Raw genomic sequence first — 15,646 nt, forward strand, 5'->3', positions numbered from 1 at the left:
AAAATGAAAATTTTGTTGGTAAATGGTTATCAAAAACATGAGTTTTGTAAAGGAGAATTAAATTTTAGTTTGTATAATATTATGTTGGATAAATTACGTCACAATCATGATGTGCAATTATCGTCAGTTGAGGACTATAATGTAATAGACGAGAGAAATAAGTTTTTGTGGGCAGATTTGATTATTTTTCAATTTCCTATTTATTGGTTTAATGTACCTGGGAAGTTGAAATTATATATGGATGAAGTCTTTGAATATGGTCAATTTTATTCATTTGCAGATACTTATGGACAAGGTGGTTTAATGAAAAATAAAGAATATATCTTATCCACAACTTGGAATGCCCCAGAAGAAGTTTTTAATAATCCGGCTGCATTTTTTGATGGAAAAAATGTAGATGATGTTTTGATTTCATTCCATAAAACCATGGAATTTTGTGGTTTAAAGAAAAGAAAAACACTATCTTTTCATAATGTTGTGAAAAATCCTCAATTTAAATTTTATAAACAGACAATAGAAGATTATTTTTTAAAAGAGTTGTAAATAGTGTAAAGGGGGCGTAAAGTGTTAGTTGTTTTTAATTTTAAAAATCAGATGTCAATCAAGCAACAATTAGAATTGTTAGAGAAGTTCAATCAACCAATGAGCAAACAACATCAATTGATTATTGCTCCTATCATACCGGATTATAATGTATATCATTTTGACATTGCAGTTCAAAATTTGTCAATTAAAGGAAGAAATGTAGGTGATTTATCGCCTCAACATTTAAAACATTACAATATAAATTATGCTTTTGTAGGTCATTTAGAAAGGCAAAAGTATTTAAATGAAACAACAAGAATGATTCGCTCAAAGATTGACAATGCTTTACAGAAAGATATTATTCCTATTATTTGTGTAGGAAATCATGAAAATCCTATTTTTGAATGCGCAACATATTTAGATGATCTAGATCTTCAGGATAAACATATTATTGTAGCTTACGAAATATTGAGTGCAACATTAAAAGGAAAAAAAGATTATTCCTTTATAGATGTTGAAGAAAGTTTTCAAGATTTAAAAGATTATTTGGATAATTTAAGTGTAAAGTTTGGGTTTACATATCAGTTGATTTTTGGTGGTGGTGTAAACCGTGAAGATATTGAACAGATTTTAACTATTGGATTTGATGGGATTCTTATTGGAGATAGAATTGAAAGCTTGGTTGAAACACACCAATACTTACTAAAAGATACTCTTGTATTGATGTAAAAAGATAAGAGGGAGAAAAAATGAAATCAATTTTAGTAACAGGTGGAGCTGGATATATTGGCTCTCATACTGTAAAGGCACTTTTAGATGCTGATTATGATGTGCATGTTTTGGATAATCTAGCATCAGGTGTCAGGGATGCGGTGGATGTAAGAGCACGCTTTAAAGAACTGGATGTTTATGATGAGTCTGCATTAAAAGCTTATTTACAATCTTATAAAATTGATGCTGTACTACATTGTGCGGGTGAAATAGTCGTTAGTGAAAGTATTGAAAATCCCAGTAAATATTTTTCGGCAAATGTAGCAGGTATGAATCAGGTGTTAAAAGTATTATCAGAAGTAGGAATTGATAAAATTATATTTTCTTCTACAGCTTCAGTTTATGGAAATAATTGTATGGATAAACCAGCAAATGAGGATACGCTATTAAATCCAGTAAATCCTTATGCAGAGACAAAACTGATGGGAGAACGTATGATTTATTGGATGGCCAATCGTTATAATTGGAAATATGTTATTTTTCGTTATTTTAATGTTGCTGGTGCTGCTATGGATGCTTCAAATGGTTTGAGAGTTAAAAATCCGACACATATCATCCCTAATATTAATAAAACGGCTCTAGGACAAAATGATGCTTTAAAAATTTTTGGCGATGATTATGAAACGAGAGATGGTTCATGCATCCGTGATTATATTCATGTTTTAGATTTAGCTCAGGCACATGTAAAGGGATTTGACTATTTGTTTACAGATTCGTCAACGTCACAGATTTTCAATCTAGGAACTGAACATGGTTACACTGTCAAGGAGATATACAATACTGCAGAGCAAATTTTACAGAAAAAAATTCCTCATGAAATTGTCGCACGTCGTGTCGGTGATCCAGCAAGTGTGTTAGCAGATACTGCTAAAGTAAGAGAATTTTTAAATTGGCAAGCATATTATTCTTTGAAAGATATTATATTATCTGATTATAATTGGCGTGTGAAAGCTGGCAATTCCATTGTCGAATAATTTTTAGAAGTGTAGAAATAGTTTCTACACTTTTTTCTTGAAAATGGTATAATATTATCAAGAAAATTCAAGGAGAATGTGATGTCAAAACCTATTATTTTAACAGGAGATCGTCCAACAGGGAAGTTACATATTGGTCATTATGTAGGAAGTTTGCGAAATCGTGTTTTATTGCAAGATGAAGGGAAATATGAATTATTTGTATTTTTAGCTGATCAACAAGCTTTGACGGATCACGCTAAGGATCCTAAGACAATTGTGGAGTCAATCGGGAATGTGGCATTAGACTATTTAGCTGCTGGATTAGATCCTGAAAAGACAACCATTTTTATTCAAAGTCAAATTCCTGAGTTGTCGGAGTTGTCAATGTATTATATGAATTTGGTGTCATTAGCGCGTTTGGAACGTAACCCAACTGTCAAGTCAGAAATTGCCCAAAAAGGATTCGGTGAAAGTATTCCAACTGGTTTTTTAGTTTATCCAATTGCACAAGCAGCAGATATTACTGCTTTTAAAGCGAATTATGTTCCAGTAGGAAATGATCAGAAACCAATGATTGAACAAACTCGTGAAATTGTACGTTCTTTTAACCATACCTATAATTGTGATGTCTTGGTAGAGCCTGAGGGCATTTATCCTCAAAATGAAGCAGCAGGACGTTTGCCGGGGCTTGACGGGAATGCAAAAATGTCTAAATCTTTAAATAATGGCATCTATTTATCTGATGATATGGATACTTTACAAAAGAAAGTGATGAGCATGTATACTGATCCTGACCATATCAAGATTGAAGATCCTGGTAAAATAGAAGGCAATATGGTTTTCCATTATTTAGATGTGTTTGGTCGTCCAGAAGATGCGCGAAAAATTACAGCCATGAAGGAACACTATCAACGAGGTGGACTGGGAGATGTGAAAACAAAACGCTATTTATTAGAAATTTTAGAGCGCGAATTAGGTCCTATTCGTGAACGTCGTGTTGAATTTTCAAAAGATATGGGAGCAGTCTACACTATGCTACAAAAAGGTAGCGAAAAAGCACGTCAAGTAGCTAGTCAGACCCTTTCTGATGTAAAATCTGCTATGGGAATTAATTATTTCAAATAAATTAAGAAAGGCTGTCACTAAAAGTGATGGTTTTTTAGATAATAGTGATTGACAAATACAGATAGAATGGTATCATATTAACAATAAATACGAGCTGTGCTCAATCAATAAAGAAAAGAGGAATTTGTGGATGTCTAACTGGGACACTAAATTTTTGAAAAAAGGTTTTACTTTTGATGATGTATTACTCATTCCTGCAGAGAGTCATGTTTTGCCAAATGATGCGAATTTACAAACAAAATTGGCTGAAAATTTGACACTCAATATTCCAATTATCACCGCAGCAATGGATACTGTTACAGAAAGTAAAATGGCCATTGCTATTGCTCGTGCTGGAGGTCTTGGTGTTATTCACAAAAATATGTCTATTGAGCAACAAGCGGATGAAATTCGGAAAGTTAAACGATCAGAAAATGGAGTTATCATTGATCCATTCTTCTTGACTCCAACTCATACGGTATCAGATGCAGAAGAGTTGATGGAACGTTATCGTATCAGTGGTGTTCCTGTTGTTGAAACGCTTGAAAATCGCAAATTAGTTGGGATTATTACAAATCGTGATATGCGATTTATTACGGATTATAATCAACCTATCTCAGCGCATATGACGAGTAAAAATCTAGTAACTGCTCCTGTTGGGACAGATCTTGAAACGGCAGAGCGGATACTTCATGAGCATCGCATTGAAAAATTACCATTGGTTGATGACTACGGTCGTTTATCTGGTCTGATTACAATTAAAGATATTGAAAAAGTAATTGAATTTCCAAATGCAGCTAAAGATGAATATGGTCGTCTTTTGGTTGCTGGTGCAGTAGGAGTTACTTCTGATACATTTGAGCGTGCAGAAGCTTTATTTGAAGCAGGTGCAGATGCTATTGTCATTGATACAGCACATGGACATTCAGCGGGAGTACTTCGGAAGATTGCTGAGATTCGTGAACATTTTCCAGAACGAACGTTGATTGCAGGAAATATTGCTACTGCAGAAGGTGCACGTGCGTTATACGATGCTGGAGTTGATGTTGTGAAAGTCGGAATCGGTCCAGGTTCAATTTGTACCACTCGTGTCATTGCTGGAGTTGGTGTACCTCAAGTGACGGCAATTTATGATGCTGCACAAGTTGCGCGTGAATACGGGAAAACAATTATTGCAGACGGAGGTATTCAGTATTCAGGAGATATTGTGAAGGCACTGGCTGCGGGAGGAAATGCGGTCATGCTCGGTTCAATGTTTGCTGGTACAGATGAGGCGCCAGGTGAAACGGAAATTTTCCAGGGTCGTAAGTTTAAAACTTATCGCGGAATGGGTTCGATTGCAGCTATGAAGAAAGGGTCAAGCGATCGTTATTTCCAAGGTTCTGTTAATGAAGCAAATAAATTGGTACCGGAAGGAATTGAAGGTCGTGTAGCTTATAAAGGTGCAGCAGCAGATATTGTTTTCCAAATGATTGGAGGAGTTCGTTCTGGTATGGGATATTGTGGAGCAGCCAATCTCCAAGAGCTACATGACAAAGCTCAATTTATTGAAATGAGTGGAGCTGGTTTGAAAGAAAGCCACCCTCATGATGTTCAAATTACGAATGAAGCTCCAAACTATTCTGTACAATAAGATCTATTATAAAAGCTCTGCAGCAGATAATGCAGAGCTTTTATAATTAACACACTTTACAAACGTGTAAAGCGTGTTAATATCTAATTTACACCTTGTCTTCAGTTAGATGTCCTTCATGAATTGAGAAAATTTTAATATTAGAAGGCATATTTTGTAGATGTTCTAGAGTTGTTGTTGTCATAAATGTTTGGATATTTTGAGAAATAGTTTCAAGTAAATTAAGTTGACGACTATTGTCAAGTTCACTCATAACATCGTCAAGTAGAAGAATTGGTTTTTCTTTAGTAATAGTTTCCATGAGCTCAATTTCTGCCAGTTTGAGAGATAAAACCACGCTTCGATGTTGTCCTTGACTACCAAAATTGGCATTCATGTCATTGATATAAAAAGCAATATCATCTCGATGGGGACCAACTCCAGTATTTTTTTTAAATAAATCTCTACTACGGCTTTGCTTTAATGCAATTTGGAAAGATTCTTTTAACTTATTGGAATCTGAAAGTGGAACAGAAGAGCAGTACTTAATGGTTAAGTTTTCTAAATGACTTGAGAGTTCCAAATGCTTTTGTTGACCAAAGTGCTCTAATTTTTTGAGAAATTCTATCCTATGCTGCATAACACGACAACCAAACTCTACTAGTTGATCATCTAAAACTGCTAAAAAAGTCTCATCCATTGTTTTTGCTGTTTTTAAATAAGTATTTCTTTGTTTTAAGACATGGTGGTAATGTGATAAATCAGATAAATAGATTGGTTTAATTTGCCCCAATTCTATATCAATAAATTTTCGTCTAAGGGCTGGAGCTCCTTTAATCAACTGTAAATCTTCTGGAGCAAATAAAACAACATTCATATTTCCAACATAATCAGATAGTTTGCTTTGTTTTAGATGATTAACTTTTGTAATTCTTCCTTTAGGTGTCAAGTCGATTTCCAAAGAAATATTTCCAGTTTGCTTGACAAGTTGTCCAGATATTTTCAGGGTATCTTTGGAGAAATAAATTAAATCTTTGTCTGAACGAGTTCGATGACTTCGTGTCAATGCAAGAAAATAGATGGCTTCCAAGATATTTGTTTTTCCTTGAGCATTTTGGCCTAGAAAAATATTGAGACCAGAATGAAAATCTATTTCAGTTGCTTCATAATTACGAAAATGTTGAATTTGTAACTTTTTTAACCACATATTAAATACCTGGGAAGCGGATAGGAGCCTTTTTATCCGATTTATTGGTTCTCAGACTTGTTGTCGATTTACTTTTTTTGATATTTTTGTTCATTTCTTTTACAAGGGTGGCAACTCGTCTTTTTTCTAAAAGCTCTTTTTCATGCTCCCCCCTTTCCTCTTCATTTGGTGCAGTCAGCAGTATTTCTAATTTTTGATTTGGGAGAGTAATAGTATCGCCAATGCGAATTTTCTTTCCGCGGCGAGTTTCGAGCTCTCCATTAAAATAAACTTGATTTTCTTGAAGAAAACTTTTAATAGCACCACCACTTTGAATGATTCCGACTTCTTTTAATAAAGCTTGTAGGGTGATGTAGTCATCAAATAATTTATATTTCATAATTCACCTCGATCTTTGTCATTATATCATAATTAGATGAAAAGATGATATTAGAATTATCACAATCACACCATTAAGAAAACGTTTTAAGTTGAAAGAATAAAGCTTGAAGGAGAAATTAGGAGTCGTTTCGTGATATAATAGAAGTCAATATTAAAAGAACATGAGGGCCACTATGGAGCTGGTTTCTGGAGTAGATCTCCATTTTATAACATCAAAAAAATTTAAAACGAATCGAATAAAAATGAGGTTTTCAGCTCCGATGTCTACGGATACGATAGCGGGGCGCGTGCTGGTTGCAAGTATGCTTGAAACAGCTAATGAAGTATATCCAACTTCGCAGATTTTTCGTGAACGATTAGCAACTCTTTATGGTACCAACTTTTCAACGGGATTATCACGCAGAGGACTAATACATTACGTGGATTTAAATATCTCTTTTGTTAGCGATGCGTTTTTAAGTCGAAAAAATACACTGACAGGAGAGATACTTGATTTTTTAAAGGATAGCTTGTTAAAACCTTTAGCGAATGGAGGGGCTTTTAATCAGGCTGTTTTTGAAATTGAAAAAAAGAATGTACTCAATGATTTAAAAACTGAAATTGAAGATCATTTTTATCACGCACATCAAGAGCTGAATAAATTATTTTATACAGAAAAGGAAATGCAAACGTCTCGTTTAGCTACGCCAGACTTAGTTGACAAGGAAACACCAGAAAGTAGTTTTGCTATTTTTCAAAAAATGCTTCAAAATGATAAAATTGATATCTTTTTTATGGGTGATTTTAATGAGCTTGAAGTCTGTGAACATATGAAAACCTTTGGTTTACAGCCTCGTCAACTTAGTTTACAATTGCATTATCATCAAGAATTTTCGAATATTTTAAAAGAATCATTGGAGCGAAAAGATGCTCATCAATCTATTGTTGAATTAGGATATCATTTTTCTACTCAATATGGTGATAAGACTCATATTCCTCTTATTGTATTAAACGGACTTTTAGGTGGCTTTGCTCATTCAAAATTATTTGTTAATGTTCGGGAAAAAGAGGGTCTAGCTTATACAATTTCAAGTAGTATTGATATTTTTTCGGGTATGATGCGTATTTATGCTGGAATTGATAGGAAAAATCGAACAAAAACAGTGAGTTTAATTTATCGACAAATTGCAGATTTAAAAAAAGGACATTTTACTGATGAGGCGTTAAATCAGACCAAAAAAATGCTACGAAATGCGATGCTCCTTTCTTTAGATAGGCAAAATACGTTGATAGAACAAGCTTATATGGCATCTGTTTTGCAGAAAACATTTATGCCAATTGCTGTTTGGCTAAATGCTTTAGAAGCAGTCAGCCGAGAAGATATCATTGTTGCTGCAACACAACTCAGGCTACAAGCAATTTATTTTATGGAAGGAAAATAATGCAAACTTTAAAAATGGAGAGGAAGGATTATCCAGCAGTTGGAGAAGCAGTCTATCAGACTACTTTACGAAATGGTCTAAAAGTATTTCTTTTACCCAAACGAGATTTCAATGAAACTTATGGGATTATGACAGCAAAGTTTGGCTCAATTGATACTTATTTTATTCCACGTGGTTCTAATCAAGCTGTTCAATATCCTGCAGGAGTTGCACATTTTTTGGAACATAAATTATTTGAGGATGAAAATGGTCAAGATCTTTTACAACAATTTGTTGAATTAAGTGCTGAGAGCAATGCCTTTACAAGTTTTACTAAGACCAGTTATCTTTTTTCGGCGACGGGCAATGTTTTAGAAAATGTGAGATTGTTGCAAAGTTTACTAGAAAATGCTTATTTCACAGAAGAATCCGTTCAACGTGAACAGGGAATTATCCAGCAAGAAATTGATATGTACAAAGACAATCCAGATTATTGCCTGTTTTTTCACACTTTAGCAAATCTTTATCCAGACACTCCATTGGCAGAAGATATTGCAGGAAGCATTGAATCAGTTACAGAAATAACCGTTGAGGATTTGGATGAAAACTTTGAAACCTTTTACCATCCATCTAATATGAGTTTACTGCTGATTGGTAATTTTGACTTAGAAAAGACCATTGCTGTTATTCAGGAACAACACGAATCTTTGAAGGGGATTGATGAAGAAAGTTTGATTAGACATTTTCCCCTTGCGTTAAATCCTGTTATTTCTACTGGGAGTGTTCGAATGGAAGTGGCAAGTTCTAAACTTGCAATCGGATTACGTGGGAGTCAATCACTAGTGGGAGCTGATTTATTTCGTTATAAGACTGCTTTAAAACTGCTATTTGCAATGATGTTTGGTTGGACATCTAAAAGATTTCAAACGCTTTATGAGGCTGGAAAAATAGACAACTCATTATCGTTAGAAGTTGAAGTAGAAAAAGATTTTCACTTTGTGATGTTAACAATGGATACTAGTGAGCCAGTTGCTCTGTCTCACCAATTTCGTTCTGCGATTCGTGGTTTTGAAAAAGACCCTGATGTAACAGAAGAGCATCTTGATATTATAAAAAGTGAAATGTTTGGCAATTTTTTACATGGACTGAACTCATTAGAATATATTGCCACTCAATACGAAACCTTTTCAGAAGGGGATAATCTATTTGATTTACCAAAAATATTACAGACAATCAGTTTAGTTGATGTGATTGAAATAGGACATTATTTTATTGATTCTTGTGAAATGATTGATTTCACTATTTTTCCAAAATGATTTCATGTTTTGGTGAAATTTGGTAAAATAGTGTTTAATAGAAAGAAGGCTAGTGTGCATGAGAAAGAAAACAATCGGTGAAGTCCTGAGGTTAGCTCGTATTAATCAAGGAATGAGCTTGGAAGATTTACAAAAGAAAACAGATATTCAGTTAGAGCTACTGGAAGCTATGGAGGCTGATGATTTTGATCGTCTTCCCAGTCCCTTCTATGCTCGTTCTTTTCTAAGAAAATATGCTTGGGCTGTTGATTTAGATGAGCGAATTATTCTTGATGCTTATGAAGAAGGAAGCATGATTACTTATGATGAAGTGGATGTTGATGAGGAAGAGAATTTTAGAAGTCGAAGAACAAAAAAACAACGAACTTCTTTTTTACCATTATTTTATCTGACGATTCTTGCATTAGCTATTTTATCTTTTGTTAGTTATTATGTTTGGACATACGTTCACCATAACTCATTAACAACCACTCCTTCATCAAGTTATAGTGTTGTAAACAAACAGACAACCACTTCTTCTAATTCGACTAGTGAGGCAACTTCTAGTGAATCTTCTAGAAGTCCAAATACAAATTTGACTGTATCAGGAAATAGCAACAACTTGACAGCAACCTTGACAGGTGCAACAAGCTCTGTCAATTTAAAACTATCAGTTACTGATGCAACTAGTTGGGTAAGCGTTACAGGTACAGACTTAGAAGGTGGTGCAACATTAAGTCCTGAGAATCAAAGTGTGTCAACTACAATCTCTCCAGGGACCGCTTCAACAATTACTCTTGGTGTGGTTCAAGGTGTGACCATTACAATTGATAATCAACAGATTGATACGTCAGGCTTGACAAGTTTGACAGGTACAATTACACTTATAATAAACGATTAAGGAAAAGAAAATGAAAAAAGAAAATATTCCCAATGCTTTAACTCTTTTACGGATTGCTTTAATTCCAATTTTTATTTTAATACTATCCTTGGGTCACTCTGTTGGAATGCACGTCTTTGCAGCGATTATTTTTGCAGTAGCTAGTATTACAGATTACTTGGACGGCTATTTAGCTCGTAAATGGAAAGTTGTAACAAATTTTGGGAAATTTGCTGATCCAATGGCAGATAAGTTATTGGTCATGTCAGCTTTTATTATGTTGATTGAAATGAATATAGCACCTGCTTGGGTTGTTGCAGTTATCATCTGCCGTGAGTTAGCTGTGACAGGTTTGCGGCTATTGTTGGTTGAAACTGGAGGGACAGTCTTAGCTGCTGCTATGCCAGGGAAAATAAAAACATTTACGCAGATGTTTTCTATTATTTTTCTACTATTACACTGGACATTGCTAGGACAAATTTTGTTATATATTGCATTGATTTTTACGATTTATTCGGGTTATGACTACTTCAAAGGAAGTGCCTATCTCTTTAAAGATACATTTAAATAATATGAAAAATATCATTGAAGTTCAGCATTTAAAGTATAAATACGATAATCATGTAGATGATTATATTCTCAAGGATGTGACGTTTCACGTGAAACAAGGAGAGTGGCTGTCTATTGTAGGTCACAATGGCAGTGGTAAGTCTACGATGATTCGTTTAATAGATGGCTTGTTGGAAGCAGAAAGTGGCGAGATTATCATTGATGGGGATAAATTAACTCTTGAAAATGTATGGGAAAAGCGCCAGCATATTGGGATGGTTTTTCAAAATCCAGATAATCAATTTGTAGGGGCGACTGTTGAGGATGATGTTGCCTTTGGTTTGGAAAATCAAGGGATGGATTACCAAACGATGTTTGACAGAGTTCAAGAAGCATTAGACATTGTTGGAATGCAAGATTTTAAAGAGCGTGAACCTGCAAGACTTTCAGGTGGGCAAAAGCAGCGCGTGGCTATTGCTGGTGTGGTTGCTTTGCGTCCTGACATCATTATTTTAGATGAAGCAACTAGTATGTTGGATCCGGAAGGGCGTTTAGAGTTGATCCAGACAGTTAAAAAGATTAAAGATCGACATGGAATGACTGTTATTTCTATCACGCATGATTTGGATGAGGTGGCTCTTAGTGACCGAGTTTTGGTGATGAAAGAAGGACAAGTAGAGTCAACTAGTACACCAAGTGAGCTTTTCTCACGAGTGGATTTAGAAGATTTAGGTTTAGATGAACCTTTTACAAATCAAGTAAAAGCAACTTTGCTGGACTCAGGCTTTCAATTGCCAGATCGCTATTTAACAGAAAAAGAATTGCAGGATTATTTATGGGAATCACTTTAGAAAATGTAAGTTATACTTATCAAGCAGGCACTCCTTTTGAGAGTCCTGCCCTTTTTGAAGTCAATTTAGAAATAAAAGATGGCTCATATACTGCTTTGGTTGGTCATACAGGTAGTGGAAAATCAACTATTTTACAATTGCTGAATGGGCTTTTAGTGCCAACTGAAGGAAGTGTCGTAATTGATGATGTCAAAATTACTTCCACATCTGTAAATAAAGATATTAAACAAGTACGTAAAAAGGTAGGATTGGTTTTTCAATTTGCTGAAAGTCAGATTTTTGATGAGACCGTTTTAAAAGATGTTGCTTTCGGTCCACAAAATTTTGGAGTATCAAAGGAAGACGCTGAACGTGTAGCACGTGAAAAATTAACTCTTGTTGGAATTTCAGAAGAATTATTTGAACATAGCCCATTTGAACTGTCTGGGGGACAAATGCGTCGAGTAGCCATAGCTGGTATTCTAGCCATGGAACCAGATATTCTTGTATTGGATGAGCCAACGGCAGGTTTAGATCCTGCTGGACGAAAAGAGTTGATGAGTTTATTTAAGCGATTACATGAAGCAGGAATGACCATTGTTTTGGTAACGCATTTGATGGATGATGTCGCTAATTTTGCAGACACCGTCTATGTGATGGAAAAAGGAAGATTAGTCAAAAGCGGAAAGCCTCGGCAAGTTTTTCAAGCTGTAGCATTTATGGAAAGTATTCAACTAGGAGTTCCTAAAATTACAAAATTTGCACAAGAATTAAAAAATAGAGGGCTAACTCTTCCATATTTACCTATCACCATAGAAGAATTTAAGGAGTTACTACATGGATAGTATGATTTTGGGGCGATATGTTTCAGGAAATTCAATCATTCATCGACTAGATCCTCGCAGCAAACTTTTGTCAATGTTTTTCTTTATTTTAATTATTTTTTTGGCAAATAATATTGTAACCAATGGACTATTATTCGTTTTTACAATGTTATTAGTTGGACTTTCCAAAATTCCTTTAGGCTTTTTCCTTAAAGGATTAAGATCTATGGTCTTTTTGATTGCTTTTACTACTTTGTTTCAACTACTTTTTACATCTGGTGGCACGACTTTATTTCAATTTGGCTTTATTAGAATTACTGAAGTAGGTCTGGTTCAGGCGGGTATCATTTTTAGTCGTTTTCTTTTGATTATTATTTTTTCTACCCTATTAACTTTAACAACAATGCCACTTAGTTTGGCAGACGCAGTTGAATCATTATTGCAGCCTTTAGCAGCATTAAAAGTGCCCGTTCATGAAATAGGGTTGATGTTATCAATGAGTTTACGTTTCGTTCCTACTTTGATGGATGATACGACACGGATTATGAATGCTCAAAGGGCGCGTGGGGTTGATTTTGGTGAAGGAAATATTGTTCAAAAAGTAAAATCAATTATCCCTATTTTAATTCCGTTATTTGCTTCTAGCTTTAAACGTGCAGATGCTTTGGCGACTGCTATGGAAGCGAGAGGCTATCAAGGTGGTGTAGGAAGAAGTCGTTATCGTCAATTGAGATGGAAAAAAGCAGATACCCTTTCTATTTTTATTATGTTTGCCTTAGGTTTGATGTTATCTTTCTTAAAAAGTTAAAAAACTTATATTATTGTTAGCTAAAAAACGTCTTGAAGGGCGTTTTTTGCGTATAAAATCAATATTTCTGTAATCTTTGTAATACAATTATAAGATTATAGTAATATTTTATGTGTAATATAGTATTATACGAAAAAAGGAGAAATTGATATATACATGAATACAAAATCAATGAAATGGACTTTATCAGGACTTTTTACGGCAGTTGCTTTTTTTGCAACAGGAGCTATTGCAAGTGCTGAATCTTATACTGTTAAATCAGGTGATACTTTATCAGAAATCGCTAAAGAAAAAAATACATCAGTTGAAAAAATTGTTGAGCTCAATAGAATTGAAAATCCTGACTTGATTAAAGTTGGGCAAATTTTAGAACTTGATGAAGAGAAAAATTCAGAAGTTTCAACAGAAACTACAACAGAAGAAGCTGTAACTTATGAAGATGTGACATATAACGCACCTGCTGCTTCTACTACTTATTCGCAACCAGCTACAGCAAGCACTTCTTCAAATGTTGTTCTTCCTAATGGAAATACTGCTGGTGCTACGGGATCTTATGCGGCTGCTCGTATGGCAGAATTGACAGGTGTCCCAGCATCAACTTGGGAGCATATTATTGCTCGCGAGTCAAACGGACAAGTAAATGCTTATAACCCATCGGGGGCTAGTGGTCTTTTCCAAACTATGCCAGGTTGGGGTTCAACAGCAACAGTAGATGATCAGATTCAAGCTGCTTACCGTGCTTATAATGCTCAAGGTCTTTCAGCTTGGAACTATTAAGCAAAATTTTATGATAAATGAGTAAACAAAAAGACGAACCATTGAGTAAAAAATGATTCGTCTTTTGCTATGGGTGATTGACTTAGCAAACATAGTTGTTTGTTTTAGAATCTTTGATTGTATATTGTAAATATGGTTTACAATTCATGTAAAGTATTATTTACCAAAGCTGTTAAAATTTTCTGAGGCGAATCTGAGATAAAATCTGCCTCATTGTCAGTTAATTCTTTCTTGTTTCCAAATCCCCACAGAACTCCTAAAGTAGCAATTCCGACTGATTTTCCACCAATTATATCAAATTTTGTATCCCCAACAATGATAGATTGTTCAAGATTAGCATGAGAATTATTTAAAGCACGAGTTATAACATCTGCTTTATGATAAGAATTTGGAAGAGAGCCGAAGATACCATTGAAATGTTTATCAATTTCTAGGTATTGTGCTATTTTATGGGCCATTGGTTCATTTTTACTAGTGGTAATATAGACATGGTAATCCGAATGTTCTAATTCTAACAACAGTTCTTTTATACCCTTGTAAAGTTGAGCTTCAAAAACACCGTTATTTTTATAGTATTCTCTAAAGAAAGCAATAGCTTGATTGACATTGGTCTCTGGCACTACAGAAGCGAAACTAACTTCTAAAGGTGGTCCAATGAAAGTATCCAGCTCTTTGCTATCAGGGGCTTTGATATTTAGTGAAGTGAATGCGTATTGGAAAGCATTCTTGATTCCTACAGAACTGTCAACAAGTGTTCCATCTAAGTCGAAAAAAATATATTTAAAATTTTGCATAGTCTAAATTCATGTTTACAGGGCTGTAAACTTTTTCCTTTTGCGTAGAAAGTTATTCTCCAAAAATTTCTTTGGATAATCTACGACCAGTAGGTGTAGCTGCCAATCCACCTTCAGCAGTCTCACGAAAGGCAGTCGGCATACTTGCTCCAACTTGATACATAGCGTCAACTACTTCGTCAACGGGAATTTTTGATTCAATACCTGCTAAAGCTATATCAGCGGCAATGAAAGCGTAGCTAGCTCCCATGGCATTTCGTTTGACACAGGGAACTTCTACTAGACCTGCAACGGGGTCACAGATTAATCCAAGCATATTCTTAATCACAAAACAAATTGCTTGGCTGGCTTGAAATGGGGTACCACCTGCTGCTAAAACAAGAGCTGCTGCACTCATGGCTGACGCTGATCCAACTTCTGCTTGACAACCACCTTCAGCTCCTGAAATAGAAGCATTATTAGCGATGACTAGACCGAAAGCTCCAGCTGTTAATAAAAAGTCTAGTTGTTGTTTTTCAGTAAGATTTAATTTTTCGATAGCAGATGTAAGGACAGCGGGTAAACAACCAGCACTTCCTGCTGTTGGTGTTGCACAGACCAACCCCATTTTAGCATTGTATTCATTGACAGCAATAGCATTTTTTGCTGCCGTTAAGACAGTATAGTCCGAAAGAGCTTTTCCTGATTGAATATATTTGTGGAGTTTGGCTGCATCGCCACCTGTTAAACCACTCCGAGATTTACTTTCATCTAATCCCATAACGACAGAAGCTTTCATAACTTCTAGATTTCTAGTCATCAAGCGTAAGACTTCATCTCGTTCACGACCTGTCAGTTCGTATTCAGTAGCAATCATCAGTTCGGCAACACTACCCTGAAAGTCTAAATCTGCTTGCTCCACTAATTCTTTGATTGAATAAAACATAAACTCTC

General features: G+C 35.0%; 17 protein-coding genes. 13 read left to right on the top strand and 4 right to left on the bottom strand.

The window, feature by feature from the left end:
• Nucleotides 1-3 precede the first annotated feature (3 nt).
• The 5 genes from EL079_RS07445 (at nucleotide 4) to guaB (ending at nucleotide 4,989) form a co-directional block, all read left to right on the top strand.
• Complete coding sequence (locus tag EL079_RS07445; protein WP_003030730.1) at nucleotides 4-543, top strand: NAD(P)H-dependent oxidoreductase; 540 nt, start codon at nucleotides 4-6, stop codon at nucleotides 541-543.
• 21 nt (nucleotides 544-564) lie between these two features.
• Entirely contained in the window at nucleotides 565-1,254 is a 690-nt protein-coding gene (locus EL079_RS07450) for a triose-phosphate isomerase (protein ID WP_018543658.1), read from the top strand.
• Nucleotides 1,255-1,274: 20 nt separating this feature from the next.
• Complete coding sequence (gene galE / locus EL079_RS07455; RefSeq protein WP_003030726.1) at nucleotides 1,275-2,270, top strand: UDP-glucose 4-epimerase GalE; 996 nt, start codon at nucleotides 1,275-1,277, stop codon at nucleotides 2,268-2,270.
• Nucleotides 2,271-2,351: 81 nt separating this feature from the next.
• On the top strand, nucleotides 2,352-3,377 hold the full coding sequence (gene trpS, locus EL079_RS07460) for a tryptophan--tRNA ligase (protein ID WP_003030728.1): 1,026 nt from the start codon (nucleotides 2,352-2,354) through the stop codon (nucleotides 3,375-3,377).
• A gap of 130 nt (nucleotides 3,378-3,507) precedes the next feature.
• A complete protein-coding gene (gene guaB, locus EL079_RS07465) occupies nucleotides 3,508-4,989 on the top strand; it encodes an IMP dehydrogenase (protein ID WP_003030719.1) in 1,482 nt (493 codons plus the stop codon).
• A gap of 88 nt (nucleotides 4,990-5,077) precedes the next feature.
• Here the strand turns inward: guaB and recF are convergent, their stop codons facing one another.
• Entirely contained in the window at nucleotides 5,078-6,175 is a 1,098-nt protein-coding gene (gene recF / locus EL079_RS07470) for a DNA replication/repair protein RecF (protein WP_003031554.1), read from the bottom strand.
• A gap of 1 nt (nucleotide 6,176) precedes the next feature.
• Nucleotides 6,177-6,554 (bottom strand): S4 domain-containing protein YaaA, encoded by a 378-nt coding sequence (gene yaaA, locus EL079_RS07475; protein WP_003031580.1) that lies wholly within the window; start codon nucleotides 6,552-6,554, stop codon nucleotides 6,177-6,179.
• A gap of 175 nt (nucleotides 6,555-6,729) precedes the next feature.
• Here yaaA and yfmF point away from each other — a divergent pair, with 175 nt between their 5' ends.
• The 8 genes from yfmF to EL079_RS07515 all read left to right on the top strand — a co-directional run bounded on the left by yfmF (nucleotide 6,730) and on the right by EL079_RS07515 (nucleotide 13,919).
• Nucleotides 6,730-7,977: an EF-P 5-aminopentanol modification-associated protein YfmF gene (yfmF, locus tag EL079_RS07480; RefSeq protein ID WP_018543659.1), complete on the top strand. Its 1,248-nt coding sequence runs from the start codon at nucleotides 6,730-6,732 to the stop codon at nucleotides 7,975-7,977.
• Nucleotides 7,977-9,272, top strand: a complete 1,296-nt coding sequence (yfmH, locus tag EL079_RS07485) for an EF-P 5-aminopentanol modification-associated protein YfmH (protein ID WP_003031544.1) — start codon at nucleotides 7,977-7,979, stop codon at nucleotides 9,270-9,272. Before yfmF ends, yfmH begins: the two co-directional genes overlap by 1 nt.
• A 58-nt stretch (nucleotides 9,273-9,330) precedes the next feature.
• Entirely contained in the window at nucleotides 9,331-10,152 is an 822-nt protein-coding gene (gene rodZ, locus EL079_RS07490; protein ID WP_003031547.1) for a cytoskeleton protein RodZ, read from the top strand.
• A 10-nt stretch (nucleotides 10,153-10,162) separates the two neighbouring features.
• Entirely contained in the window at nucleotides 10,163-10,702 is a 540-nt protein-coding gene (gene pgsA / locus EL079_RS07495; protein ID WP_003031585.1) for a CDP-diacylglycerol--glycerol-3-phosphate 3-phosphatidyltransferase, read from the top strand.
• A 1-nt stretch (nucleotide 10,703) separates the two neighbouring features.
• Complete coding sequence (locus tag EL079_RS07500) at nucleotides 10,704-11,531, top strand: energy-coupling factor ABC transporter ATP-binding protein (protein WP_003031577.1); 828 nt, start codon at nucleotides 10,704-10,706, stop codon at nucleotides 11,529-11,531.
• On the top strand, nucleotides 11,516-12,355 hold the full coding sequence (locus EL079_RS07505; RefSeq protein ID WP_003031551.1) for an energy-coupling factor transporter ATPase: 840 nt from the start codon (nucleotides 11,516-11,518) through the stop codon (nucleotides 12,353-12,355). The genes EL079_RS07500 and EL079_RS07505 overlap by 16 nt, the downstream gene beginning before the upstream one ends.
• Nucleotides 12,348-13,142 carry an energy-coupling factor transporter transmembrane component T family protein gene (locus tag EL079_RS07510; RefSeq protein ID WP_003031555.1) on the top strand — a complete coding sequence of 265 codons (795 nt, stop codon included), beginning with the start codon at nucleotides 12,348-12,350 and terminating at the stop codon, nucleotides 13,140-13,142. Before EL079_RS07505 ends, EL079_RS07510 begins: the two co-directional genes overlap by 8 nt.
• Nucleotides 13,143-13,298: 156 nt before the next feature.
• Nucleotides 13,299-13,919 carry a LysM peptidoglycan-binding domain-containing protein gene (locus tag EL079_RS07515; protein WP_003031567.1) on the top strand — a complete coding sequence of 207 codons (621 nt, stop codon included), beginning with the start codon at nucleotides 13,299-13,301 and terminating at the stop codon, nucleotides 13,917-13,919.
• A gap of 137 nt (nucleotides 13,920-14,056) precedes the next feature.
• Here EL079_RS07515 and EL079_RS07520 read toward each other — a convergent pair whose 3' ends face one another.
• Together EL079_RS07520 and sdaAA are read right to left on the bottom strand one after the other, a co-directional pair.
• Nucleotides 14,057-14,713: an HAD hydrolase-like protein gene (locus EL079_RS07520; RefSeq protein WP_003031568.1), complete on the bottom strand. Its 657-nt coding sequence runs from the start codon at nucleotides 14,711-14,713 to the stop codon at nucleotides 14,057-14,059.
• A gap of 52 nt (nucleotides 14,714-14,765) precedes the next feature.
• The gene (sdaAA, locus tag EL079_RS07525; RefSeq protein WP_003031553.1) at nucleotides 14,766-15,638 is read right to left on the bottom strand and encodes an L-serine ammonia-lyase, iron-sulfur-dependent, subunit alpha; all 873 of its coding nucleotides are present in this window, start codon (nucleotides 15,636-15,638) and stop codon (nucleotides 14,766-14,768) included.
• Nucleotides 15,639-15,646 lie beyond the last annotated feature (8 nt).

It is taken from the genome of Streptococcus anginosus, assembly GCF_900636475.1.
GTDB classification, from domain to species: Bacteria; Bacillota; Bacilli; order Lactobacillales; family Streptococcaceae; genus Streptococcus; species Streptococcus anginosus.